The 24,094-nt window shown below is 63.1% G+C and carries 16 protein-coding genes; 6 read left to right on the forward strand and 10 right to left on the reverse strand.

Annotated elements, in window-relative coordinates; translation table 11 throughout:
• Positions 1-71 precede the first annotated feature (71 nt).
• Positions 72-2,975, forward strand: a complete 2,904-nt coding sequence (locus ABIB95_RS01305; protein ID WP_354237637.1) for an ATP-binding protein — start codon at positions 72-74, stop codon at positions 2,973-2,975.
• A gap of 292 nt (positions 2,976-3,267) precedes the next feature.
• On the opposite strand, the gene ABIB95_RS01310 is transcribed toward ABIB95_RS01305, so the two are convergent.
• Together ABIB95_RS01310 and ABIB95_RS01315 are read right to left on the reverse strand one after the other, a co-directional pair.
• Positions 3,268-6,120, reverse strand: a complete 2,853-nt coding sequence (locus ABIB95_RS01310; RefSeq protein WP_354237638.1) for an ATP-binding protein — start codon at positions 6,118-6,120, stop codon at positions 3,268-3,270.
• Positions 6,121-6,244: 124 nt separating this feature from the next.
• On the reverse strand, positions 6,245-6,526 hold the full coding sequence (locus ABIB95_RS01315) for a hypothetical protein (RefSeq protein ID WP_028153535.1): 282 nt from the start codon (positions 6,524-6,526) through the stop codon (positions 6,245-6,247).
• Between the two features lie 313 nt (positions 6,527-6,839).
• Here ABIB95_RS01315 and ABIB95_RS01320 point away from each other — a divergent pair, with 313 nt between their 5' ends.
• The 3 genes from ABIB95_RS01320 to ABIB95_RS01330 all read left to right on the forward strand — a co-directional run bounded on the left by ABIB95_RS01320 (position 6,840) and on the right by ABIB95_RS01330 (position 9,096).
• Positions 6,840-7,082 (forward strand): hypothetical protein, encoded by a 243-nt coding sequence (locus tag ABIB95_RS01320; RefSeq protein WP_063984300.1) that lies wholly within the window; start codon positions 6,840-6,842, stop codon positions 7,080-7,082.
• Positions 7,083-7,461: 379 nt separating this feature from the next.
• Positions 7,462-8,709: an ABC transporter substrate-binding protein gene (locus ABIB95_RS01325; protein ID WP_354237639.1), complete on the forward strand. Its 1,248-nt coding sequence runs from the start codon at positions 7,462-7,464 to the stop codon at positions 8,707-8,709.
• Between the two features lie 153 nt (positions 8,710-8,862).
• Positions 8,863-9,096, forward strand: a complete 234-nt coding sequence (locus ABIB95_RS01330; protein WP_166351859.1) for a hypothetical protein — start codon at positions 8,863-8,865, stop codon at positions 9,094-9,096.
• Between the two features lie 298 nt (positions 9,097-9,394).
• On the opposite strand, the gene ABIB95_RS01335 is transcribed toward ABIB95_RS01330, so the two are convergent.
• Complete coding sequence (locus ABIB95_RS01335; protein WP_354237640.1) at positions 9,395-10,288, reverse strand: helix-turn-helix domain-containing protein; 894 nt, start codon at positions 10,286-10,288, stop codon at positions 9,395-9,397.
• Between the two features lie 596 nt (positions 10,289-10,884).
• Here ABIB95_RS01335 and ABIB95_RS01340 point away from each other — a divergent pair.
• Positions 10,885-13,785 (forward strand): ATP-binding protein, encoded by a 2,901-nt coding sequence (locus tag ABIB95_RS01340; protein ID WP_354237641.1) that lies wholly within the window; start codon positions 10,885-10,887, stop codon positions 13,783-13,785.
• Positions 13,786-13,864: 79 nt separating this feature from the next.
• Positions 13,865-15,073 carry an ABC transporter substrate-binding protein gene (locus ABIB95_RS01345; protein ID WP_208089359.1) on the forward strand — a complete coding sequence of 403 codons (1,209 nt, stop codon included), beginning with the start codon at positions 13,865-13,867 and terminating at the stop codon, positions 15,071-15,073.
• Positions 15,074-15,160: 87 nt separating this feature from the next.
• Here ABIB95_RS01345 and ABIB95_RS01350 read toward each other — a convergent pair whose 3' ends face one another.
• The 7 genes from ABIB95_RS01350 to ABIB95_RS01380 form a co-directional block, all read right to left on the reverse strand.
• Positions 15,161-15,862, reverse strand: coding sequence for a hypothetical protein (locus tag ABIB95_RS01350; protein WP_166351853.1), 702 nt, complete (start codon positions 15,860-15,862; stop codon positions 15,161-15,163).
• A gap of 10 nt (positions 15,863-15,872) precedes the next feature.
• Positions 15,873-17,144 carry an efflux RND transporter periplasmic adaptor subunit gene (locus ABIB95_RS01355; protein WP_354237642.1) on the reverse strand — a complete coding sequence of 424 codons (1,272 nt, stop codon included), beginning with the start codon at positions 17,142-17,144 and terminating at the stop codon, positions 15,873-15,875.
• The gene (locus ABIB95_RS01360) at positions 17,141-20,323 is read right to left on the reverse strand and encodes an efflux RND transporter permease subunit (RefSeq protein WP_354237643.1); all 3,183 of its coding nucleotides are present in this window, start codon (positions 20,321-20,323) and stop codon (positions 17,141-17,143) included. The genes ABIB95_RS01355 and ABIB95_RS01360 overlap by 4 nt, the downstream gene beginning before the upstream one ends.
• 139 nt (positions 20,324-20,462) lie before the next feature.
• Positions 20,463-21,383, reverse strand: a complete 921-nt coding sequence (rpoH, locus tag ABIB95_RS01365; protein WP_208089358.1) for an RNA polymerase sigma factor RpoH — start codon at positions 21,381-21,383, stop codon at positions 20,463-20,465.
• Positions 21,384-21,565: 182 nt separating this feature from the next.
• On the reverse strand, positions 21,566-22,987 hold the full coding sequence (locus ABIB95_RS01370; RefSeq protein WP_354237644.1) for a sensor histidine kinase: 1,422 nt from the start codon (positions 22,985-22,987) through the stop codon (positions 21,566-21,568).
• A 59-nt stretch (positions 22,988-23,046) separates the two neighbouring features.
• Positions 23,047-23,727 carry a response regulator transcription factor gene (locus tag ABIB95_RS01375; RefSeq protein WP_354117177.1) on the reverse strand — a complete coding sequence of 227 codons (681 nt, stop codon included), beginning with the start codon at positions 23,725-23,727 and terminating at the stop codon, positions 23,047-23,049.
• Positions 23,728-23,804: 77 nt separating this feature from the next.
• Positions 23,805-23,984 (reverse strand): hypothetical protein, encoded by a 180-nt coding sequence (locus ABIB95_RS01380; protein WP_166097357.1) that lies wholly within the window; start codon positions 23,982-23,984, stop codon positions 23,805-23,807.
• Positions 23,985-24,094: the final 110 nt, after the last annotated feature.

Here is a 24,094-nt window from a genome sequence, read left to right on the forward strand (position 1 = left end):
CGGTCACACGTTTCGGCCCGAGTTCAAGTCATAGAGTACGACGAGTTGGTCGTCGGATTTGATATTTCCAAATGGTCCACCGCTGGCAGAGCAACGCCACAACAGCCACGACCGGACCCTCTCTCCAGGAGAGCTCCGCTCAAGAGATTTTCGTCTTTGGGCCGTTTCGTCTGGACGCTTCGCAGAGACGGATCGAGAAGGATGGCAATCCGGTCCAACTGTCGGCTCGCGCATTTGACCTTCTGCTGACACTGATCCGGCATGCGGGCGAAGTCGTCAGCAAGGGCGATCTGATAGCCAGGACATGGCCAGGCTCCAGCGTCGATGACAACAGCCTGCGCGTCCATATCGCAGCACTCCGCAAGGCGCTCGGGGACGGCAATGCCGGCGCCAAATATCTGAGCACGGTCTCTGGACAGGGTTATTGTTTCGTCGGTTCGGCCGCGAGCCCGGAGCAGAATCAACCTGCACCGACCAAGCCTGTTCGCGCGCACAACCTGCCGGCACATCCCTGGCAGATGGTGGGCCGCGAGCAAACCATCCAGGATATATCGGAAAGGCTCAAAGCCCAGCGTTTCATCACAGTCGTCGGCCCGGGCGGCATCGGCAAGACGACGGCCGCTGTTTCCGCGGGCCACGCCCTTCTCGCGGAATTCGCCGGCCAGGTTCACTTCGTCAGTCTCGGCGAGACCCGCGATGCCGCGCTGGTGCCGGCCATTGCAGCATCTTCGCTCGGACTGCGGGCGCGATCGGACGATCCCTCAAACAGTCTTGTGGCATTCCTGCGCGACCGGCGGATGCTGCTCATTCTGGATTGCTGCGAGCATGTCGTCGACGCCGCGGCGGCGCTGGCTGAACGGCTCTACCAGGAGGCACCGCAGCTGCACATCATGGCCACGAGCCGGGAGCTGCTGCGGGTCGAAGGCGAGCACACATATCGCCTCTCGCCTCTGACAAGCCCGCCGGAAAATGCCGTTCTGACGGCCGAGAGCGCGATTGCCTACCCCTCCGTAAAGCTCTTCGTGGAACGCGCGGCCGCAGCTGGAGGTGGGTTCGGATTGACGGATGCGAACGCGTCGGACGTCGGCAACCTCTGCTGTCGGCTCAATGGCATCCCGCTCGCGATCGAGCTCACCGCCGGCCATGTGACCGCCTACGGCGTCAAGGCCATGGTCCAACTCCTCGACAAGCACTTCAATCTGCTGTGGGAAGGACGACGCACGGCGCTGCCCCGGCACCGGACGCTTCGCGCAACCATCGAGTGGAGCTACGATCTTCTATCCGGGCCCGAACGGGTGGTTCTCAGCCAGCTATCCGTGTTCGTCGGCAGCTTCACCGCCGATGCGGCCCGAGCGATCGCCGGCAGCGATGCGACCAGCGACGACACGACCATGGCTGCGCTCGACAACCTCGTGGCCAAGTCGATGCTTGCCCCGAACCAGGACTCGCAATCGATTCGCTACAGGCTCGCGGACGCGACGCGGGCCTACGCGCAGGAGAAGCTCGCCGCCAGCACCGACGCTGAAATCATGCGGCTACGCCACGCCTCCTACTTTCGGGATTTGCTTGAAAAGACGGCCGACGAGCCGAATGAAGGCCTGTCGTCGATGGCCGATCAATTCGGCGATGTACGTAGCGCGCTGGCGTGGTGCTTCTCGGATCGAGGCGACCGCAGAACCGGCGTCGGCCTCGCTGCCGCAGCGATCCCCCTGTTCTTCAAGCTGTCGCTCTTCACCGAATGCCAGCTCTGGGTCACGCGCGCAATCGAAGCGCTTCATGAGACGGGCGGAAGTGTCAGGCACGACCTCGCACTTCATGCCGCGCTGGCGTCGGCCCGGATGCTGACGGGACAAATCGACGAATTGGGCGTCGGCTATCTCGACAGAGCGGTCCGGTTGGCCGAGACAATTGGCGATGTCGCCGGCCAAATCCGTCTGATTGGCCGACTGCATCTGCTTCAATTGCTCGTCGGCAATTTTGACGATGCGCTGGCCACCGCAAAGCGCGGCGAAGCGATTGCCCTCGCCAGCAACGATTCCGTCGGGGTGGCGCGCATGCGCATGTTGCTCGGAACGTCCTGCCATTATCTGGGCGAGGTTGCCGCGTCTCGCTCGTACGTCGAAGCGGCGCTGTCCCATCCGGGCCTGGAAGGCGACTCCCGTGGCGGCCTGACGTCCGATTACCCGAGGCGTCCTCAAATCACCCTCGCCCGCATCTTATGGCTCGAGGGACATCCCGATCAGGCCACGGCGACGGCGCGCCAAGCCATCTCCGATGTGATCGCCATCAACCATCCGACCATACTGTGCATAGCGCTGCCCTGGGCATTCGGCGTTTTCCTTTGGAACGGGGATGTAGGTGTGTGCGAAGAGCACATTGACAGGCTCCTCGTGGAGACCCGCAAGCACAATCTCGCCACCCTCCAGACGGTCGGCGACGCCATGAAAGGGATTGCGCTGTTGGCCCGCGGCGAGAGTGATATCGGGCTGGCCATGCTGAACGCCTCCGTCAAGAAGCTGCAGAGCCAGCGCTACGGCGCGGCGGCCGGACTTTGCGTGCCGCTCGCGGAAGCTCTGGCGGCGACAGGTCGTGGAGATGAAGCACTCGACATCCTCGATCAGGCGATTGCCCGGGGCCGCCGTCGCAACTTCATGGTGGAGATGCCGGACATGTTGCGGGCAAGGGCGGAAGTGCTGATCCACAAGGACAATCCCGACTTCCTGGAGGCGGAGCGGAGCCTGGCGCAATCACTTGACCTTGCCCGACATCAGGGGGCGCTCGGCTTTGAGTTGCGCACGGCAATCGGTCTTGCAAGGCTACTGCGGCGGCGGGGCCGCCGCAGTGAAGCGCAAGACGTGCTTGGGCCAATCTATGGACGATTCACCGAGGGGTTCAATACGCCCGTCCTGAAAGCGGCCAGCGAATTGCTTGCCGAATTGGCGTCTCCGCCTTCGGGCTCGCTCGCCGCGAGTTGATGGCTCCGCAACAGGCGCGCCTGGGAGTGCGCGACCCCGCAGCGACATGAGGCGTGATCGCAACTCTTGTGGCCCAGGTCGTGCGGCTGGCGGCGATGCCGTGCAATCCGGATAGAAGCGCGCGGCATGGAAAGACCGCGTCGAGGGGCCGGCGCATTCTTGGTCCGGCAATAGGACTTCGAAGCCAACGTTCTGGAGCACGGGGGATGCGGCGCTCGCCGAGGCCGCACCTGCGTCCGATGACATGTATCGGACGCCGCCCCCGGGGCATCCTGGAGCACCGCCCGTACTATTAGGTCGAAAACTCCGTCATCATCGCTCTCGCGAGCCTGAGATCCGAGGTCTCGAAACCCTCGGTGAATTTGCCGTACACAAGAGCCAGGATTTGGTGCGCATCGGCGGGACGGCCCTGACTCGTCCTCAACCGTGCCAGGCTGATGGCCGCCCTCAGCTCCCAGAACAGCGCGCCTTGGCCGCGCGCCACTTCGAACGCCTTGTCGAAGCACTGCTCGGCAGCAATAGCCGAGCGACGCTCGCCGGGATGCCGGAGCAACTCGCCCTTGATGCGCCAGAGCTCGGCCGCGTACCACCGCTCATCCCTCGCCTCGCAGCGCGCGAGCGCCTCGTCCGCGGTCGCAAGCCCCAGCGATACTTCGCCGACCTCTCCGAGACACGCCGCCAGTTCGCCGAGAGGAAGCAGGAAGCGCGGCAGGAAACGCGCCTCGCCCGCCAGCTCGAGCGCCTTGCGCAGCAACGTCAATCCGGCGGCGACATCGCCACGCCGCGCCATCACCATGCCCCTGAAGGCGCGCGCCCATACGTTCCATAGACGGATCGGATGACGTTCGGTGTGATCGAGCAGCATGGTGCAATAGCCTTCCGCAGCATCGAGGTCGCCGGCCAGGAAAGCAATCGGACAGGCACCCTGGCCGAGTACGCTGCAGAAGGTCAGGGCATGACCACTCGCACGGCCCTCCTCGACATTGCGCTCGACGACGCTCAGTGCCTGATCCGCCAACCCGAGAAGCCACAGGATGCGCGCCTGGAAATAGCGTGCCGAGGCTCGCAGGTCGAACCTGAAACGGATCACCTGCGGCTTCGCCGCCAGATCGGAAAGGCGAGACAAGGTCCGCCCAATGTGATGATGCGCCGACCGCTGGTCACCGAGGTAGTGCAGCGTGGTGGCAAGCAGCCGATCGCCCATCATCCGGTCGACCGAATTTTGGGAATCGGCCACGATATCCGCGAAGCGGTGCGCGAATTCCAACGCCTTGCGGAACTCGCCGTTGTTGAATTGATCGATGCAGAGCCCCCAAAGCGCACGCAACAGATAGTCGCTGTCGCCGAGCTGCTCGGCCAGCTGCAGGGTCGCCGCCCAGGCCGGACCGGCCTCTCGAGCCCTGCCAACGCCGTACATCAGTGACCAGCCAAGCGCGGCCGATAATTGCATGCGGAGCCGCAAAGCGCCCGCGGCGCTGCCGTCGAGGCTGGCCAACGCCAGTTCGGTCCGCTCGCGGCACTCGGCGAGGAGCGACAATTGTACCCATAACGGGACGGCCCCTGCGGTCAGCGCCACTCCGATCTGCGCATCTCCGTCGGGCGAGAAAGCCCAATCGAGGCTGGATCGTACGTTGTCGATGTGCTGGCCATAAAAGCCGAGCCACTCCGCCTGCGGCTTCACTTCGCTGTCAGCTTCCGCATTCGCAAAGAACCCGCCATAGTATCCGGCCTGGCGGCGCGCGACGCCGGGAAATTCGCCGCTGGCGTGAAGCTTTTCCAGCGCATAGGCGCGCGTGGTGTCCAGCAGGCGATAGTACGGGCGCTCGCCGCGAATATCCGCAAGGACGAGCGACTTTGCCACCAGGTTGGCAAGCTCCGCGGTGACATCGCCCATCCCTTCGCCGGCGACCGCGATCACGGCATCGAGTAGAAACTCTCCGGCAAACACGCCGAGCCGCCGCAGAACCCGCGCCTCGGCGTCCGGCAGTAGATCGTAGCTCCAGTCGAGCGTCGCACGAAGCGTTTGCTGCCTGGGCAACGCAGTACGCCGGCCGGTCGTCAGAAACTTGAACCTGTCGTCGAGAAGTGCCGCGATCTTCGGCGGACTGAGCATCACGGCGCGTGCCGCCGCGAACTCGATCGCGAGTGGAATGCCATCCAGCCGGCGGCAGATGGCTGCGACGGCATCGAGGTTCTCTTCGTCGAGCGCGAAGCTGGAGCCCAGCGCTTTCGCTCTGGTCGTGAACAATTCCACCGCCGTGTAGGCCGATGCGGCGTCAGACCCGAGCCGGACTTCGGGCGGCACACCCAGGGGCGGAACGCGATAGACATGTTCGCCGTCAATGCGCAGCGCTTCGCGACTTGTCGCCAGGACGGTCGTTCCGGAACACTGGCTGACGATCGTCTCGGCCAATTGGGCCACGGTATCAACGACGTGCTCGCAATTGTCGAGAATGAGCAACAACTGCCTGGCGCCAATCGCGCGCGCTATGGAGCCCGGGGTGATCTCCTCCCCTTCGAGCTTGATACCGAGCATGCTGGCGACGGCCGAGGGCACGAGCTTGGGATCGGGCAGCGAGGCCAATTCGACCAGCAACCGGTCGGCCGCAAAACCGGCTGGCAGCGTCCTGGCAGCTTGTAGTGCAAGGGCTGTCTTGCCAATCCCGCCAGGCCCGACGAGGCTCACGACGCGATAAGCCGACAGAAGCTCCCACAAACGCGCGACCGCGGTGGTGCGGCCGATGAGAACGAATGATGCATTGGGAATGTTGGTCGACGGCAGTGGCTGGGGTGCGGCAGATTGTAGCGGGGCATCCATCTGCCGGGTCCGCCATGAACCCAGCAGGCGATAGCCCCGGCCGACCGTTGTCGCCAGCATGTCACGATCCGAACCAAAGGCCTTCCGGATCGCCGCGATATGGACCCGAAGTGCACTCTCCTCGACGAAGACGCCGCGCCAGACACGCTCTGTCAGGTCATTTTTGGTGACCAGCCCGCCTTCGGCCTGAGCCAATTCCGCAAGAATCTCAAAGGCACGACCGCCCAGAGGAACGGACTCTCCCATCGAGCGCAGTTCGCGTCTGGCAAGATCGATCTCCCATTCAGCGCAGGCGTAGACGGGGCGCTGGTTTGGCTCGGCCATCATCGGCATAGCCCCAGGCGGTTGCTTGATGTTGCGCCCAGCGTATCACCAACGCTTTCAAAATACACAATCTGTCCGGCGACCAAGGCCGCCAGACACTCGCCGCAAATATCGCAATGCTCGCACGTCAGCAGCCGCGACAGATGGATCCTTCCAGCATCTTCTCGACCCGTGCGTCCTCCTTGTCGATGGTCGCATCCGAGCCGAGCAGCGGTCCCTTCGTCGGATGACCAACCCCCTCCGATGACGGGAGCGCCGTGCCGAGCGAGTTCGTTCCCGGCGCAGCAGCGCTGGTACCGAGCGCGCCGCCGCTCTCCATCGACATGTGAGATCCCATGCCGCCGCGGGCAGATGCGACACCCGAGAGCGCAAGGCTGGCGACGACGCAGAGAAACCAGAGCAGTCTCATGGCTCACACTCCTCATGTTGTATGACCTGCACCTAGAACTGGGCGTCGCACACGATTGGACCACGCACGATCGCGCGAGCAACTATGACAATTGTGACAGAGTTCGGCTTCAAAGACGCATCAGACCTTGGTAACCGCGCGCACTGCCTGATATTCCCGTCATCTTCTCGCAAGAGTGATGCACGGCAAGCGGGGTTTTCCGGCCGGACTGCCTATATAGCCCGGTATAGAAAACAATTCCGGAAACGCCATCAGCCGAGCAGCGATCATCGCCAAGCGACTCTCCGCACGTCACGAACAATGGAGATTCGCTATGAGTGCATTCAAAACCCTGATCGCCGCAGTGCTGCTCTCAACGGCAACGATATCATCCGCCTCCGCGGCCTGGTCCTTTGCCGATCAGGAGCCCGCCGCATTTGCATCAATGTATCCCAATCGCGACGTGCTGAATGGCGGCGCATTGACGCCGGCAGGGCGAATGGGTCTCGAGCGGTCCGGTGGCGCGGCTCCGGTGTTCGGAGCGGGCCACATCTACAACCGCCACGGGCATCGGTGAGCGGCGGCAACACGCAAAGGCAAATTGCCGCGTCACCATGCCTGTCCGTGACCCCGCTCGGCGTGCGACCGCGCCATGCGGCGCACCCCGCGGTCCGGAGCCTCGATCGATATCATCGGCTCCGAACGTTTGTTCGCGACGACGGCGTAGAACGCTCCCCCAGATCGGGCGCCGGTGACGGGCCAATTCTACGCACACCATTGTAAAACTTCACAGTTCTTCAGCTTCTGTAATCCGGCTCGCGTCGGGTCCCGCGCTACACTCCGGCTATCGACTGTTGGACGAGCAGGCCCCCCATTGGCGCCATACCGCCGCCCGGCAGGCACGATGACCAGCAGCGCTATGGAGGCATCGCTTGATCACCGGTGGAAGTGGCCATTTGAGTCCGGACATTGCGAGGCGCCTGCGAAAACTAGCGATCGTCGCCGTCATATTTGCGGCCGGCGCAGCCAGCGCCTCTGCGCAACAGCGATACGATCCCGGTGCGAGCGACACCGAGATCAGGATTGGCAACATCATGCCCTATAGCGGCCCGGCATCGGCTTACGGCATCATCGGCAGGACGATGAGTGCGTATTTTCGCATGGTCAACGACAATGGCGGCATCAACGGCCGGACAGTCGCGTTCATCTCCTACGACGATGGCTACAATCCGTCCCGAGCGGTCGAGCAGGCACGGCGGCTCGTCGAGGCCGACGAAGTGCTCGCGATCTTCGCCCCCTTCGGCACCGCGAGCAACGCCGCCATTCAAAGGTACATGAATAATCGCCACGTGCCGCAATTGTTCGCCATTTCGGGAGCATCTCGCTGGGCTGATCCCGTCCACTTTCCGTGGACGATCGGCTGGCTACCGAGCTACCGAACCGAGGCACGCATCTACGCGGACTATGTCCTGACGCATCACCCTGGCGCCAGGATCGGCATCCTCTACCAGAACGACGACTTCGGACGCGATTATCTGGCTGGCCTGAAGGAGGTGCTGCAAGACAGGTACGCGCAAATGGTGGTTGCGAGCCTGCCATATGAAATCAGCGAGCCGACAATCGACTCGCAGATCGTGGCGATCAAGGCGGCCGCCCCCGACATTTTCATCAATGTCGCCACGCCAAAATTCGCGGCTCAGGCGATCAGGAAGCTCGCCGAGCTGGACTGGCATCCCGTCCACATCATGACGAACGTCTCGGTTTCGGTCGGCTCAGTGTTGAAGCTCGCAGGACTGGACAACGCGAAGGGAGTCCTGAGTGCCGGGTACCAGATGGACGTGACCGACCCGCACTGGGACTCATACCCGGGCATGCAGCATTTTCGCGCGTTCATGGCGAAATACTATCCGGACGCAGATCGATCCGAAAGCGGCCCGCTGGTGGCATTCAATATGTCGAGCGCGCTCGTTGAGGTGCTTAGGCGCTGTGGCGACGATCTCACGCGCGAGAGGATCATGCAGGTGGCGACGAATCTCGACATCGAGGGGGCGGCCTATATTCCCGGCGTCCGGGTCAAGACATCGCCGACGGACTTTCGCCCGATCGAGCATCTCCAAATGATGCGTTTCACCGGCGAGAAGTGGGAATGGTTCGGTCCGCTCATGAATGGCCATTCGGACCAGATAACGCTTTCGCCCGACTAGCGAACAATCGCTTTCGAGATGAAGCGCGGGCGCCGACTTCGTGCAAAGGCGAAAATGATCGTTCAATTGATACTGCTCATCCGACACATGCGTACACATGTCTGGCAGGCGAGCCGAGGCGTTCCCGGCGTCGCTTTGTCAAGGAGACGTGCAATGACTACACTGAAGCTCTTGTCGGCCGGACTGATGGTTTCGGCCATGATCGCCTCCCCCGCGATGGCTCGCGAAGGCAGCAACAACGCGCGCCGAACCAATGACGACGCCTATGCGTCGGTCCAGCGCGTTCCGGTGACGTCCAAGCGCAACTGTGTTCGCGCTCCCGACGTCGGTGCGTATGCGAGCGACCCCTGGCGTCGGCCTCCGTGCGAGCCCAAGTCGGGCTATTGAGCACGCCAACCGAGGCGAGTCCCTTCGCCGCAAGGCAATCGTCAGCGCTGACTTGAAGAGGTTCATCTCAGCGTTTCGGGGGCTACTCACGGACGTCACTGGAGGAAGAATGGCGGCCGTATGAAGCCCCGTTCTTCCGACCGGCCATGTCCGAGGCGCATTGATCCGTACCAACGCCGCGGCCCGGCATCTCCAGCGGATCCGAGAGCGATGCCAGCTCCATCGCGGAATTCACCAACCTCGCCACTGCAGTCTCAGGCCCCACGGGGGCGAGGCCTACTCGCTCGAGGCAAGGGCATCAAAGATCGAATCCAGTCGCAGCGGCATCTCGCCATCGACTCGGCGTGTCACCCGCGAAGCGCCTGAACGTCGTCGTGAAGTGGGCCTGGCTCTGAAAACCCACTGTGAGCGCGACCTCAACAATCGGCATCTCGCACTCCCGCAGCAGATCCTTGGAACGCTGTATCCGGTGCCGCAAGATATATTCGTGAGGCCTGCAACCCGTCGCGGCGCGGAACTGGGCGGCGAAATGCATCCGGCTCAGGCCGGCGACCGCGGCAAGATCCGCCAGCACGATTTTCTTGCGGAAGTGAGTCTCGATATAGTCGAGCACCCGCTTGAGCCGCCACTTCTGCAATCCCTGGACCGGCCTTTCAGAAGTGCATTGGCCGACGCGGGCTCGCTCGTCGAACCTCGGCTGCGCCTCGGACCGCAAGGCAAGGAGCCGGGCAATGACGGCAAATCGCAGGGCGTCGACGCAAAGGGCGCTATCGGTGGCTTTCAATCGCTCCATCGCGACGAGAGCTTCGGACAGGCGCTGAACTACCGGATCGTCGTCACAAATGGGCGCAGTTGTCAGAGCGCTAGGTGCAGTCATGGCCGCGCGTTGCCACGGGATTTCGACGCGCAGCCAGCCGGTATCGCGCGCCGGATTACACGGGGATATGCTGGAGCTGCGCCGTGGCTGCCCTTCGATCGCAATGACCAGACCAAGCCGCTCGAAGGCAATCGTCGTTGCGTCAAGGGGGGACAGATCGTCTCTGCGCGAAACGGTGGTAGGCGCGATGACCTTCGGAAGCGGCGCGATCGAGGCCATTGCGATGGCCGAGCGGAAATCTGTTTCGTCCGCGGTGACGGTCGCCTGGGTGTCGCCATGCTTCGGTTGTGGCGACAGTAATAATGGCTGAGACATGATCTTACTCTGGCAAGGACAATCCAAACGATGATGCTCCATTCCGGCGAAGCGCATCGATCGCAGAGTAAGGTAGCAAGCTATGGCCCGATCGCGAGTGAAGAGGCGCAAAATCAGGAAACTTCAGGCTCTCCGTCGCCGACATGCCGACACCGTCGAAGCGATGCGTCGTGCCATCGCTTCAAGCGAGATGCCGCGCGATATCCTGTAGCTCGCGATGTGAACAGGTGTCGCTTCGACCGCTCGATAATGAAGAGACCAAGCAGGCCGCCGAGCTTCTGAACCGTCGCGACGCGAAATCCCCTGCCCTGTGTTGCTGTCGGGATGTGCTGCACGCTCCTTCCGGCCCGCTCTCCCATTTTGGCACCCCCATTCGTCCTCACGAATTCGTGTGCAAGCAACGAGCGTTTCGGACGCCTGCATCGAGCCATGGCGAACAGCCGGCTACTGAGAAGGTCGTCTTGACACCCCAACGGCCTCCCCTGTACGACACCTGGGCATACTGACGCTTTCAGAATCTTGCCAGGGGCGGTGATCTTTGGGGGTCACGTCACTCTCCTAGATTGCGGCAGTGAAGCTGATCCACGGACCCCCTTATGTCGCCTTCGCCCGCTGTACGAACCTACTCTTTCGGTAACTGGCTCATCGATTGCCAGCGGAGAGAGCTGAAGTGCGACAACATCATGGTCCCGATCGGAAGCCGCGCATTCGAGATTCTAGAGAAACTGGCGGGTTGCGCAGGTCACCTGGTGACCAAGGATGATTTGATCGGAAGTGTCTGGTCAGGCCTGGCCGTCGAGGACAACACGCTACAGGTCCATATCTCCGCCGTCCGCAAGGCGCTGGGCAAAGATCGCGATCTCCTCAAGACGATCTCGGGCCGTGGGTACACGCTCGCCGGGACCTGGCGAAGCGGACATTTGGATCAGCCCGCAGCGGCATCGGTATCCGTCCCGGCCATCGAATCCTTTTCGAACAACCTGCCGAACACGCGCGCTCCTCTTATCGGGCGCGAGGATTGCCTGAGCGAAATTGCCGAACTTATGTTCGCATATCGGGCCGTGACTTTGGTCGGCCCGGGAGGCATCGGGAAAACAAAGCTGGCCATCGAACTTGCGCGCCTGGTCGCATCCTCATTCGATGGTGCGGTGGCGCTGGTCGAGCTCGCGACCTTGCATGATCCGGCACTTGCGACATCGACCACCGCCCGTGCGCTCAAGCTTGCCTTGAGTGACAAGGAGGTTTCGGCCGCCTGCATCGCCCAGGCCATCGGGTCACGGCGTCTGCTTCTCATCCTGGACAATTGCGAGCATGTCATCGACGTCGCTGCACAGATCGCGAGTGCTGCACTTCGCTATTGTCCCAATGTCACTATTCTTTCGACCAGTCGGGAAGGCCTCCGCATCGATGGCGAATACGTCGCGGCCATACCGCCGCTGTCGGTTCCGGACTCTGGTTTGCGTGATCCCGGTTTGCTGTTGCAGGCAAGCGCCGTGCAGCTCTTCGTCGCTCGCACACAGTCGCTACGCGCGAACTTCTCTCCAGGTGCGGACGATCTGCTGAAAGTGGCTGCCATCTGTCGCCGGCTCGACGGAATTCCGCTCGCGCTGGAATTCGCCGCGGCTCAGACCGCGAATCTTGGGGTAGACACGGTCTTGCTTCGCCTGGACAGGCGAATGGAGTTGCTGAGCGGCGGCCGCAGGGACCAACTGCCACGGCACCAGACCCTGCGAGCGACGCTGGACTGGAGCTACGATCTGTTGTCGCCCGACGAGCAAAGGCTGTTGTGCTGGCTCGCGGTGTTTCCGGCAGGTTTCACACTCGATGCGGCCATTGCAATGATGGACGACGCGTTGTCCCGGTCGGACGTCATCGAAACACTGTTCAATCTGGTCGGAAAATCGCTGGTCGCGCTCGATCCCTCCTTCGAAGGGCGGTGGCGTCTGCTGGAGACCACCCGCGCCTATGCTCTGGAGAAGCTGGCAGAAGCAGGGCTCTGCGAGCAGGCCAGCAGACGGCATGCGGGCTTTCTCAGACAGCTCATCATGCCACCTGGCGATGCCTCCCCCGCCTCCGACGATCTCACTCGCCTTGCCCAGGAAATTGGAAACGTGCATGCGGCGCTCGACTGGGCCTTCGCACCCAGCGGCGATGCCGCGCTCGGCGTAGAGCTGACGGCCGGCTTTGTGCCGGTGTGGATGCAACTGCTGTCCTTCATGGAATGCTCGACCCGGATCGAGCACGCTCTCGCCCATCTTGACGGAGAGCTGACCTGCAATCCAAGGCTCAAGGCGCAGCTCTACGTCGCGCTGGGGTTCGCGCTTCTCAATACGACTGGCTCGGCGGATCGCATGAAAGCGGCCCTGAACATCGGCCTTGCGCTCGGCGAAGAGCTGTCCGATCTCGAGCTTCAGCTCAAGGCTGTTTGGACGCTGTGGAGCTATAATCTCAACTCGGGCCAATACGACGCGGCCAAGAGTGTCGGAGAGCGATATCTGGAGATCGCCCTTCGCACGGGAAACCCCGCCAACGAGACGGTCGGCCGCCGCCTGATCGGCGCCGCCACCCATTTTTACGGCGCGCAGGAGGAAGCTCGACGCGAACTGACCCTCTCCCTAGACCACTCGGCTCACGGATTGAAGGACGGCGCGAACCAGATGTGGTTCCTGCTCAACCAGAGCGTCCTGGCAAAAGCCATGTTAGCCCGCGTGCTGCTGCTCCAGGGAAAGATCGCCCAGAGCAGATCCCTGGCCGCGGAATGCCTCGAGGAGGCGCAGCGTGAGAAGGACAAGCTCGCGATCGCTTACGCGCTGCGGAACGCCGTGTGCCCCATTGCGCTGATGACGCATGATGTCGCCACTGCCGATCAGGCGATAGCGTCTCTCCTCGAGCTCGTCACGCGCGAGGGAATAGCTTTCTGGACGAGCTGGACGTCCTGCCTGAAGGGGCAGTTGCTCGTCCTGCAAGGCAGACATCACGATGGAATAGAGCTGCTGCGCAGCGGACTGAAAGCGCGGGCCGAGAACGGCTGGCTGATGCGCAATCCCGAATTTCTCGGATCGCTCGCCGAAGGACTGTTCGCGGTCGGCGAGAGTGCGCAGGCCCTGGCCGCCGTGGAAGATGCCCTGGCCATCTCCCGGCAAGGCCAGCAATTGTGGTGCCTTGCTGATCTGCTGCGGATCAAGGGCGAGATCCTGCTTGCCGATGGCTCGTCAGATCGGTCCCGCTCGGAAGTCCTGTTCTCCGAGGGCCTGTCCGTTGCCAGAGAGCAGCAATGCCGCTTCTACGAGCTGAAGGTCGCGGCAGCCTGGGCAAGGATCATGGCAGCGTCGGACCGCCAGCAGACCGCGCTTGATCTCGTCGGTCCGGTCAGCGCTTTGTTCGATCGGGAGGTCGATCTTCCCGCGCTCGCCTTTGCGCGCGGTCTCGCTGCAAGTCCGGGCATCTCGATTTCGACAGGCGGCGACGACCGGCCCCCGTCCTGCACCTGCCACTAGGTTGCTGATCTTTCGACCGGCACGACATGTCCTGCAGCGCTGGACCAGCCCTCACACTCAATCCTCCGGATCGCACCAGATGAGCATCTCTCGACGACAGGTCTTAGGCAGTGTTGGCGCGTCGGTGTTTTCGCCCGGCATCATCCGCGCCCAGGGCACGAGACCGATCAGGATCGGCGAGATCAACTCCTATAGCAGCGCGCCCGCGTTTACCCTGCCCTATCGTCGCGGCTGGCAGTTGGCGGTCGAACAGCTGAATGCGGGCGGGGGCCTGCTCGGGCGAGAGCTGCAGGTCATCAGCCGGGACGATGAAGGCAAGCCGAGCGTCGCGCTGCGTGCCGCCGAAGAACTGGTGCGACGGAATGACGTCGATCTTCTGGCAGGCGCATATCTGTCGAATGTCGGACTGGCTATCAGCGACTTCGCCCGGCAAAACCGGATCCTCTTCGTGGCGAGCGAACCGCTTACCGACGCCCTCGTTTGGGAGCAAGGACATCGATATTGTTACCGGCTCCGCCCCTCGACATACATGCTGGCAGCCATGCTGGTGGAGGAGGCAGCTCAATTGAAGGCGACGCGGTGGGCGACGATCGCCCCGAACTACGAATACGGCCAGTCGGCCGTAAGATGGTTCACGCAGCTTCTGAGCCGCCGTCGCCCCGACGTCGCGTTCATCAACAGTCAGTGGCCGCCGCTGGGTGCCATTGATGCCGGCGTGGTCGTCAACGCCCTCGCGCAGCAGAAGCCCGAAGCGATCCTCAACGTCACCTTCGGACCCGATCTCGCCAGATTTGTCCGGCAAGGCAATGATCGCGGCCTGTTCGAAGGGCGACACGTCGTGTCGTTCACGACCGGCGAACCCGAATACCTTCTTCCCCTCGGGCAGGACGCCCCGGAGGGATGGATCGTGACCGGCTATCCGGTGACCGAGGTCTTGGGTCACGCCAACAGCGCCTTCGTGTCGGCCTATTCCGCGCGATATGGCGAGGCTCCCACGATGGGATCCGTGGTCGGTCACGCCTTGATCAGCTCCATCGCGGCGCCGATCGCAAAGCTCGGGAAATTCGATACCGAGGCGATGGCCGACGGCTTTGGCAACGTCGGCTTCGAAACGCCGTTCGGCCCGGCGATTTGGCGTTCCATCGACCATCAGAGCACGATGGGGACCTTCGTCGGCCGCACCACTGTACGGGCCAACAAGGGCGTGATGGTGGACTGGAAGTACCGGGACGGTGGAACGATGCTGCCGCCCGACGCCGAAGTTTTGAAGCTACGACCGGCAACGTGAAGCGCCGGTGCGGCCAAGGCTATGCTAGCCGAAGTGTCGTCCCCCGTTCCCCACGCGGTGCGACGAGAGTCCTGTAGCGGCGTCGCCTCAGCATCCCGGCGGCAAGACCGGCGACACTCCCGGCGTTGGCGCCGCGCCTGACGCGTTGGCCGGCAACACGGTCGCAGGCGCTGCGAGGTTCATAGAGACTCCTTCCGCGCAGGCCGTGCTGTTCGGGCTCGGCATGACGGCGGCATTTGGATCGATGCCGGTACCGCCGGCAGCGCTGGTGTCCGCCAGGATCGTGCCGGGCGCGAGACTGGACGGCACTTGCGGGATCGAGAGCGGCAGGGACGCAGCGCTTGTCGCGAGCCCTCCCGGCGTCGAGCTGCATGCGACCATCGTCCCCGTTCCCGCCGGTGCCGCTGCGGGAATCGTTCCGATGGAGCTGCCGGTTTGCCCTGTGACCGGCAATAGCGGAGCGCCGATGCCTGACGCTGACGAGCCGATGCTCGATACGATCGGGGTCGCCGGCACCGGCATCGGGGACGTCGATGGCGTGGCGCAGACGACGACCGTACCCGGCGTCGTCGGATCCGAGGCGAGCGGAACAGGCGCCAGCGTCGTGTCGGGAACGCCAGGCTCGGTTGTTGCGGAAAAGGGCCCCGGACTATTGAGCGGCGAGGTCACGATCGCGCCCGGTACGGTTGGAAGGCCCATCGCCGTGGTGCCCATCGTTGAGACCTGCGCCTCACTCGAAGAACAACCCAACAGCAGCGCGATCATTGTTGCGAGCACGATCCGGATCATCTCTATGCTCCTAACTGACCTCGACCTTGCGAATGGTGACCTTGCTGCCCTCCGCCAGGTTCACCGCCGGATTGAGCACGACCTGGTCGCCGGGCTGTAGGCCCTCGCGCACTTCAATTGTGGTGCCCAAGTCCCGCGCGATCGAGACGTGCTGCAGATGAACGGTGCCATTCCGCACGACCGCGACATGAAGACCGTTCTGATCGAAGACGAGCGCATCGGACGAGACGGTCATCGACGGCGTCTTGCGCGGGATCGACAGCTCGACCGTGCAGTAGATACCGGGACTTAAGGCACCGTCCGGATTGGGCACGTCGATCTCGGTCAGCAGAGTTCGGCTTCCCGGCTGCAATGCGCTTGCGATGCGCGTGACTTTCCCCGGAAACGTCCGCCCCGGAATCTCGGGGACGCGAATATCCGCGTCGACGCCCGGTCCAACTCCGAAGGCCTCGTCCTGCGGCACGAAGACCTGGGTTCGGATCACGTTGGAATGCATCAGCGTGAACATGAAGGTCGACCCGGCCTGCACCAGGCTGCCATTGTCCACGTTGCGCTGTGTGATCACGCCGTCGAACGGCGCCACCACGCGCTGGTAGGCTTTCTCCTGCTGAAGGACTCGAATCTGGGCCTCCTGCGCCGTGATGTTCGACTGGGCGACACCCACGGCCGCCTGCTGTGCACGCAGGGTGAGACGATCGTTGTCCCCCTGCTGTGCCGTCAGCCAGCCTTGCTTGACCAGATTGCTGTCGCGCGCATTGGTGACGTCGGCAAGCTCCCGGCTCGCTTGCGCCTGCTGCAAGGCGGCTTGGTTTTGCGCCAGCGTCGCCTGGGCCTGGGCGATCTGCTGGTCGAGCTCCGGAGCGGTGATTGCCGCGAGAAGATCGCCTTTCTTGACCCGATCGCCGATATCCACATAGCGCTTTTCGATATAGCCACTGGTCCGCGCGAAGATATTGGCTGCCTCGAACGCGGTCGTCGTCGCCGGCAAGGTAACCTTCATCAGGTCGCCGCTGGGCCGGACCACCGCCACCCGCACTTCCGGAATGGCGGTTCTCACCTGCTCCGCCACTGCAGCGACCTCACGCGCCGCCTGATAGTGCCGCCAGCCGCCAATGCCGAGACCGCCCGCGAGCAGCAGAAGCATCCCTCCTCCGAGCAGCGTGCCGCCGTAACGGCGTCCGGATGGCGCGGCCTTGCCGGGGAGCTCGACGATGCGGCGGCTCTCCGCATCGGGCGGGTCCCTCGCCTCGTCGTCATTGGTCCGCACACGAACGTCGCTCATTCCGGTTGCTCCTCGAATACGCCGTGGTGAGGCTTGCCATCGTTACCTTTGCGCAGCATGGCAAAGAGGTACGGCACGATCAGCAAAGTCGTCGGGGTCGCGAACAGAAGTCCGCCGATCACCGCGCGCGCGAGCGCGGCGTTCTGCTCCTCGCCCGGACCTCCGAGCGCCATCGGGATCATGCCCACGATCATCGCGGCAGCAGTCATCAGGACCGGACGGATCCTGGTGCGGCCCGCGCTCAACGCCGCCTGGAACGCGGAATGTCCCTTCAATTGCTCATCACGCGCGAACGTCACGAGCAGGATCGAATTCGCGGAAGCAACGCCGACCGCCATGATCGCCCCCATCAGCGAAGGCACGTTCAGTGTCGTTCCGGTGATGAACAGCATCGTCAAGATGCCGCACAAGGTCGCCGGCAGCGCCATGATGACGACGAAGGGATCGCCGAAGTTCTGGTAGTTCACGACCATCAGCAGGTAGACCAGGATGGCGGCAAACAGCAGGCCGATTCCGAGATTGCGGAACGACTGATTCATGCTCTGGATCTGTCCCAGGACCTGGATCGAATTACCCGGCTGGAGCTGCTTCTGGAGTGTGGACGTGACCTTGTTGATATCGGCCGCGACGCCACCGAGATCGCGACCCTGGACGCTCGCATAGACGTCAAACACCGGCTGGACGTTGGCCTGGTTCGAATTGGTGGGGACACTCCCCCGCTTGAACGTCGCGACATTGCTGAGGAGGCCGGGCACCGTCTGCCCGCTCGCGGCAAGCGAGGCCGACACCGGTGTGTTTCCCAGTGCGTTCAGCGAATTGGCCCTGTATTCGGGTGTCTGCACGGCCAGGTAATACGGGATGCCCGACGTCGGATCGGTCCAGAAGTTCGGCGAGACCTGCGCCGACGAGCTGAGGCTGACATTGATATTGGTCGCCACCGTGCTGGCGTTGAGCCCAAGCTGCGCCGCCCGGGTGCGGTCGATGTCGGCATAGAACGCCGGAGCATCGACTTCCTGCTGCAGATGCGCATCGACGACCCCGGGGATCGCAGCGAGGCTCTTCTGCAGCTCCTTGGCCACGGCCAGATTGTTGGCGCCGTAGCCAACCGTGCGGACATCGATCTGTGCCGGAAGACCGAAGTTCAGGATCTGCGTGACGATATCGGCCGCCTGGAAATAGAACGTATCCTCCGGGAATGCCGCCGGCAGCACCTGGCGCAGTTTTCTGACGTAGTCCGCGGTCGGCTTGTGTCCGTCCTTGAGCGACACGAGAATGGTGCCGTCGTTCACACCGATCGTCGAGCCGTCGGTGAATGCGAGATTGTAAGGACGCGCCGGAAGCCCGATATTGTCGACGATCAGCGCCCGGTCCCGCTCCGGAATCACCTGGCGGATTTTGTCTTCGACCGCCTGGAAGATCGCTTCCGTCTTCTCGATGCGGGTGCCCGCGGGCGCGCGAACGTGGAGCTGGATCTGGCCGCCGTCGATCAGGGGATAGAAGTCCCTGCCGACATAGACGAACATGGTGGCCCCGAGCGCCAGCACCAGGACCGCAACGACCGGCACGACGACGCGACGCCGAAGCAACGTCAAGAGCAAATCGGAATAGCCGTTGCGCAGACGTTCGAACCCGCGCTCGAACATCGCCGAGGCGCGGCCGAAGATGCCCGACGGGCTTCCGCTCTCGCCATGGCGCCGTTCGCCCTTCAGCAGCAGGCCGATGGTGATCGGCGTCAGCGTTCGCGACAACGCATATGACGCCAACATCGCGAACACCACCGCCAGACCCAGCGGTGTGAAGAGGTATTTGGCCGGCCCTTCCAGAAAGACGACCGAGGTGAACACACAGCTGATGGCGAGCGTGGAGACGAGCGTCGGCACCGCGATTTCGGCTGCCCCGTGCAGCGTCGCATCGGGCAACGGCATGCCTTCCTCGGTCCAGAGCCGGTGCGTGTTCTCGATCGTCACCGTGGAATCGTCGACCAGAATACCGACCGCGAGTGCAAGCCCGCCGAGCGTCATCGTGTTCAAGGTCTCGCCGAGACAATACAGCACCACCAGCGAAGACAGCATCGCCAGCGGGATCGAGATCAAGACGACCAGTGTCGATCGCCACGATCCCAGAAACAGCAGGATCATCAGCGCCGTGAGGCCGGCCGCGATCGCGCCCTCGCGCAGCACGCCATCGACCGAATGGGTGACGAAGACCGACTGATCGAACAGCTCGTTGATCTTCAGCCCTGCAGGAGCCGACGCGCGAATCGAACTCAAGGCCTTCTTCACCCCGTTGACGACAGCGAGCGTCGAGGCATTTCCGTTCTTGATCACGCTGAGCAGGACGGCGCGATGACCGTCCTCGCGCACGATGTTCTGCTGGACCTGGGAGCCGTCCCGGACCTGGGCCACGTCCTTCAGGAAGATCGTGGCCCCGTTCACGAACTTGACCGGGATCATGTTGAGATCCTTGATCGAGGCCGGCGTGGCGTTGGTTCGAACGGTGTACTGGGTGTCGCCGATTTTCGTCGTCCCGGTGGGCAGCGTCAGATTTTGGGTGTTCACCGCATTGACGATGTCGAGCGGCGTCAATCCGCGCGACAGGAGCTTGTCCGGATCGATGTCGACCATGATCTGGCGGTACTTGCCGCCGGCAGGCGTGGGCAGCGTCACGCCCGGAACAGGCGCCAATTGCTGCCGGATACGGTAGATGCCGAAATCGTATAGTTGCTGCTCGTTCAGACTATTGGACTCGAGGCTGAGCTGCAGCACCGGCACGCTCGATGCATTGAACTGCACGATGATCGGCGGCTGAATGCCCGGCGGCATCAGGGCGCGGATCGCGTTGGTTGCCGAGACGATCTGCGAGATCGCGAGATCGAGATTGACGTCCGGCTGGAAGTAGATCTTCTGAACCGACAGGCCGTTGAGGGTTTGCGCCTCGATGTTCTTGATGCCGCTGACATTGGCGCTGATCGAATACTGGCTGTAGGTGCTGACGCGCTGCTCCATCTCAGGCGTCGACAGGCCCGTGTAGCTCCACACCACCGTGACGACGGGAATGCGGATCTCCGGAAAAATGTCCGTCGGCATCGACCAGATCGCGATGCCGCCGAGAAACAGGATCAGCGCCGCAAGCACATAGAACGTGTGCGGAAACCGTAGCGCGAAGCGAACAATTCCCATTGTGGTTCTGCCTGAAGCAAGTTGCGCGGGATCATTGAACAGATGAGGACGGGAGAGCATCCGTTCAAATGAAAACGAATTCAGATGCTCCGCGGAAGGACAGACATCATTCGTACCGGCATCACCGCTTCTCGATCGCTCATGGAGCGGTGAGCTCCCGCGGCCGTGAGCCCGAGGCGCCGTCGGGGCGCTTGCGTGCCGCATCCTGCGCGGCAAGAATTGCGGCTCGCCTGACCTTGGCGAAGGCGCGGATCTCGATCTGCCGAACCCGCTCGCTGGAGATCGAAAGCTCGAAGCCGAGTTGGTCCAGCGTAACCGGGCATTCCGCCAGCCGCCTTGCCTCCAGAATATGACGCTCGCGCGCCGTGAGCATGCCCAGCGCAACGCGCAAGGCGTTGGTACGGCGCTCCGTCTGCTCATGATCGGCGAGCACCGTCTCCGCGTCGATCGCCTGATCGACCAGCAACGCTTCCCATTCGGTTCCCTGCTCGTCGTCGCCAACGCGCGCATTCAGCGACATGTCACCGTTCAGGCGGGAATCCATCTCGATCACCTCACGCGCCGTGACGTCGAGCCTTTCCGCGATCGTCTCGGCGACATCGGGCGTGAGCGCCGCCATCGCGCCGCCCGCGGCTTTCCTCATCTCGCTACGGAGCTTGAAGAACAGCTTCTTCTGCGCTGCCGTCGTGCCGATCCTGACCAGAGACCAGGAGCGCAGGATGTATTCGTGAACCGAGGCCTTGATCCACCAAACCGCATAGGTGGAGAACCGCGCACCGCGGCCGGGCTCGAAGCGTGACGCCGCGATGACGAGGCCGAGATTTGCCTCCGCAATCACATCGGCCAAGGGCAGACCGTACCCCTTGTAGCCGCGCGCCACCTTGGCTGCGAGCCGGAGATGGCTCGTGACGAGCGCGTTCACGGCACCGCGGTCCCGCGTCTCGCGCCAGCGGCGTGCAAGCTGCTGCTCGTGACCGGGCTCAAGCAGTTCATAGCGCTTGATGGCCGCGGAATAGGCGCTGAGGAAGGAGGGCGATGGGGCTCCGGCCGCGACAGCCATGGCACCATTCCTCACGCCTTCGGGGCGGATCTGCATCTGTCACTCCCACATACGAAACCGGCGAGCGGACTCTAGGAAGCCTCCGAAGGCGGAGGCCACTGAATTGAGCGTAACAAACCTGAATTCGCCTTCAGACATTCGGCATGTCCTGGCATCGTGAACATCACGCATCATGAGGGGCATCACATCTGATTGACGGTTGCGAGAGTTGGGGTCCGGGACCGGCATGCGGCGGCTTTGCTCGCCCTCCCGGTCCAGGCAAGGATCTCGATCCGCCCGCCGGGAGCCGGACCGATGATCAATCGAAAGCCATGCAGCTTGACGATGGCGGCCACCAGGCTCAGTCCAAGCCCAACCCCCGGCGTGTTGCGCATCTTGTCGGAACGATAGAATCGCCGCAGCACCGCTTCGCGCTCCTGCGTGCTGATGCCGGGTCCGGTGTCACTTACGCGCACGAGCGCCGTGTCGTCTTCCGACACCAGTTCGAGCCTCACCTGGCCGCCGGTCGGCGTGAACTTGACGGCATTGTCCACGAGATTGGCCATCGCTTCGAACAACAGGTCCCGATCGCCCCACACCTGCACATTGCGATCGATGACGACGCCAAGCCCGATACCCTTGTCTTCGGCGATGGGCTCATAGACGTCGCACACCTCGCGCAGGATCTCGTCGAGCGCAACGTTACCGAAACCGGCGGTGCGGCGGCTGTTCTCGATCTCGGTGAGGCGCAGCAAGGCGGTGACGATCGCGAGCGACTGGTCGATTCCGGCCATTGCCTTGTCCGTGACCTCCTGGAGCTGCTCCAGGGTGGTCGCATGCGTTCGGCCGCGCTCCAGCGCCAGGCGTGCGCGCGTGAGCGGCGTCCTGAGATCATGGGCGATATCGTTGCCGACACCGGCAAGCGCGTTGATCATGGTCTCCATCTCGGCGAGCATGCCGTTGACGATCCTGGCCAGTCGCGCGAACGGATCGTCGGAATTGTCCTCCGGCAGCCGCTCGCGCAACTCCCCGGCCACGATCCGCTGTACCCGCTGGTTCACCTCCTCCACGCGTCTCTGGGCGCGAACACTCAGCCACGCTCCGGCCAGCAGACAGAGGCAGAACGCCGGCAGCAGGCCAAGCGCGAGCGCCTGCCCCACGACACTCGAGATTTCGCGCGTCTCATCGACATTCCGTCCCATCACCAGGACATCGCCGTTCTCGAGACGCCTGCCCACGACCCTGATGACCGGTCCGTGGACCGCCGATTTCTCAATGAGGTCGAGCCGCACACCCTGCGCCGCTCCGCCGAGATCGAGTGCGCGCGGCAAGCTGTCGATGTTGCCGGCAAGCCGGGTGCCGGCACCATTGAAAAGTCCCGCGTACTGCACGCCTCTGGAATCCTGCTCGAGATGATCGGAGATCGCTCCGATGCGGCGCGCCGACGGCAAATCGGCGATGAAATTGATCCGGGTCATGATCATGCGATCGGATCGCGCGATCAGATAGTCATCGAGCTTCCAATAGGTGAACGCGAACAACCCGACCACGAACAGCGCAAATGCGGCCGCCACCGCCAGGGCCCAGAGGAACGTGTTCGAACGGATGAACTGAATTTGGCGCATCGAACCGGCACTCGATATTCGTCCGAGATGTGCTCCGCGCCCCCCTGGGTTTCGCGCCTCTATGCGCGCGAACGCAGAATGAAGCCGGAGCCGCGAACATTGTGGATGAGCTGCGTATCGCCGGGACCATCGACCTTGTGGCGCAGCCGGCCCATATGCACGTCGATCAGATTCGTCGTTGCCGGAACGAACTTGTAGTTCCAGACCTCTTCGAGCAGCATCGCGCGCGTGAGCAACTGATCGCTCCGGCGCATCATGTATTCGAGCAGGCGGAACTCGCGCGGCAACAGGTCGATCTCTCGCTCGTCCCGTCGCGCGGTCCGCTCGATCAGGTCGAGCTCCAGCGGCCCGACATGCAACGTGGTCTCGCGGCTGTCCATCGGACGGCGCAGCAATGCCTCTATCCGTGCGACGAGCTCGATGATTGCAAACGGCTTGGTGAGATAGTCGTCTCCCCCCATGCGCAATCCGCGCACCCGATCGTCCACGGCGCCGAGCGCACTCAGAACCAGCACCGGTGTCCCGACCCGATCCTTGCGCAGGGCCTCGATGACGGTCAGCCCGTCCATTCCGGGCAGCATGCGATCGACGATCATGGCATCCGGACACGCCGCGCGCGCCCGATCGAGACCGTCGACGCCGTCAGGGGCCCATTGGACGTCAAAACCGCGATCGGCGAGTTCGGCGACGATCACCTCGGCGGTTTCGGCATCATCTTCGATCAGAAGAATCCGCGTCATGATCCTGCTCCCACGTTCTGCGAGGCGTTTCGGCCTGCGGCGGAGGAGCACGGGCTCGGCGGTCCGGAGCGTCATGTTCAATGCCCACCCGCTCTGAACGCGCGGCGCCGCGCCAGCCTGCCATAGGCCACTCGTTGTCTGACGAGATAGTCCTGCGGAGCATGGGGCACCACTAAATAGCGATTCAGGAAGCGCGCCGAGCCCGTCGCCAACAGGGCCAGCGCGATGGCCATACGTCTCGCTGTCGTCGTGATCATCTTCCGCCTCCATTCTGAACTGCGCTTTCATGAACATATGCCTGCGATGCGCTCCCCGTTACTCTCAAGGCAACGGATGTTGCGCATTCGCACGATCGTGCTTGCAGCGC

The sequence above is a fragment of the Bradyrhizobium sp. LA2.1 genome, from assembly GCF_040547725.1.
GTDB lineage: Bacteria > Pseudomonadota > Alphaproteobacteria > Rhizobiales > Xanthobacteraceae > Bradyrhizobium > Bradyrhizobium barranii.

What these genes read in the sequence shown, in the direction of transcription:
- ABIB95_RS01340 (WP_354237641.1), top strand. Translation starts at nt 10,885, where the DNA reads ATGTCGCCTTCGCCCGCTGTACGAACCTACTCTTTCGGTAACTGGCTC.
- ABIB95_RS01355 (WP_354237642.1), bottom strand. Translation starts at nt 17,144, where the DNA reads ATGAGCGACGTTCGTGTGCGGACCAATGACGACGAGGCGAGGGACCCG.
- ABIB95_RS01345 (WP_208089359.1), top strand. Translation starts at nt 13,865, where the DNA reads ATGAGCATCTCTCGACGACAGGTCTTAGGCAGTGTTGGCGCGTCGGTG.
- ABIB95_RS01350 (WP_166351853.1), bottom strand. Translation starts at nt 15,862, where the DNA reads ATGATCCGGATCGTGCTCGCAACAATGATCGCGCTGCTGTTGGGTTGT.
- ABIB95_RS01305 (WP_354237637.1), top strand. Translation starts at nt 72, where the DNA reads ATGGTCCACCGCTGGCAGAGCAACGCCACAACAGCCACGACCGGACCC.
- rpoH (WP_208089358.1), bottom strand. Translation starts at nt 21,383, where the DNA reads ATGGCTGTCGCGGCCGGAGCCCCATCGCCCTCCTTCCTCAGCGCCTAT.
- ABIB95_RS01310 (WP_354237638.1), bottom strand. Translation starts at nt 6,120, where the DNA reads ATGATGGCCGAGCCAAACCAGCGCCCCGTCTACGCCTGCGCTGAATGG.
- ABIB95_RS01320 (WP_063984300.1), top strand. Translation starts at nt 6,840, where the DNA reads ATGAGTGCATTCAAAACCCTGATCGCCGCAGTGCTGCTCTCAACGGCA.
- ABIB95_RS01380 (WP_166097357.1), bottom strand. Translation starts at nt 23,984, where the DNA reads ATGATCACGACGACAGCGAGACGTATGGCCATCGCGCTGGCCCTGTTG.
- ABIB95_RS01375 (WP_354117177.1), bottom strand. Translation starts at nt 23,727, where the DNA reads ATGACGCGGATTCTTCTGATCGAAGATGATGCCGAAACCGCCGAGGTG.
- ABIB95_RS01335 (WP_354237640.1), bottom strand. Translation starts at nt 10,288, where the DNA reads ATGTCTCAGCCATTATTACTGTCGCCACAACCGAAGCATGGCGACACC.
- ABIB95_RS01330 (WP_166351859.1), top strand. Translation starts at nt 8,863, where the DNA reads ATGACTACACTGAAGCTCTTGTCGGCCGGACTGATGGTTTCGGCCATG.
- ABIB95_RS01370 (WP_354237644.1), bottom strand. Translation starts at nt 22,987, where the DNA reads ATGCGCCAAATTCAGTTCATCCGTTCGAACACGTTCCTCTGGGCCCTG.
- ABIB95_RS01360 (WP_354237643.1), bottom strand. Translation starts at nt 20,323, where the DNA reads ATGGGAATTGTTCGCTTCGCGCTACGGTTTCCGCACACGTTCTATGTG.
- ABIB95_RS01315 (WP_028153535.1), bottom strand. Translation starts at nt 6,526, where the DNA reads ATGAGACTGCTCTGGTTTCTCTGCGTCGTCGCCAGCCTTGCGCTCTCG.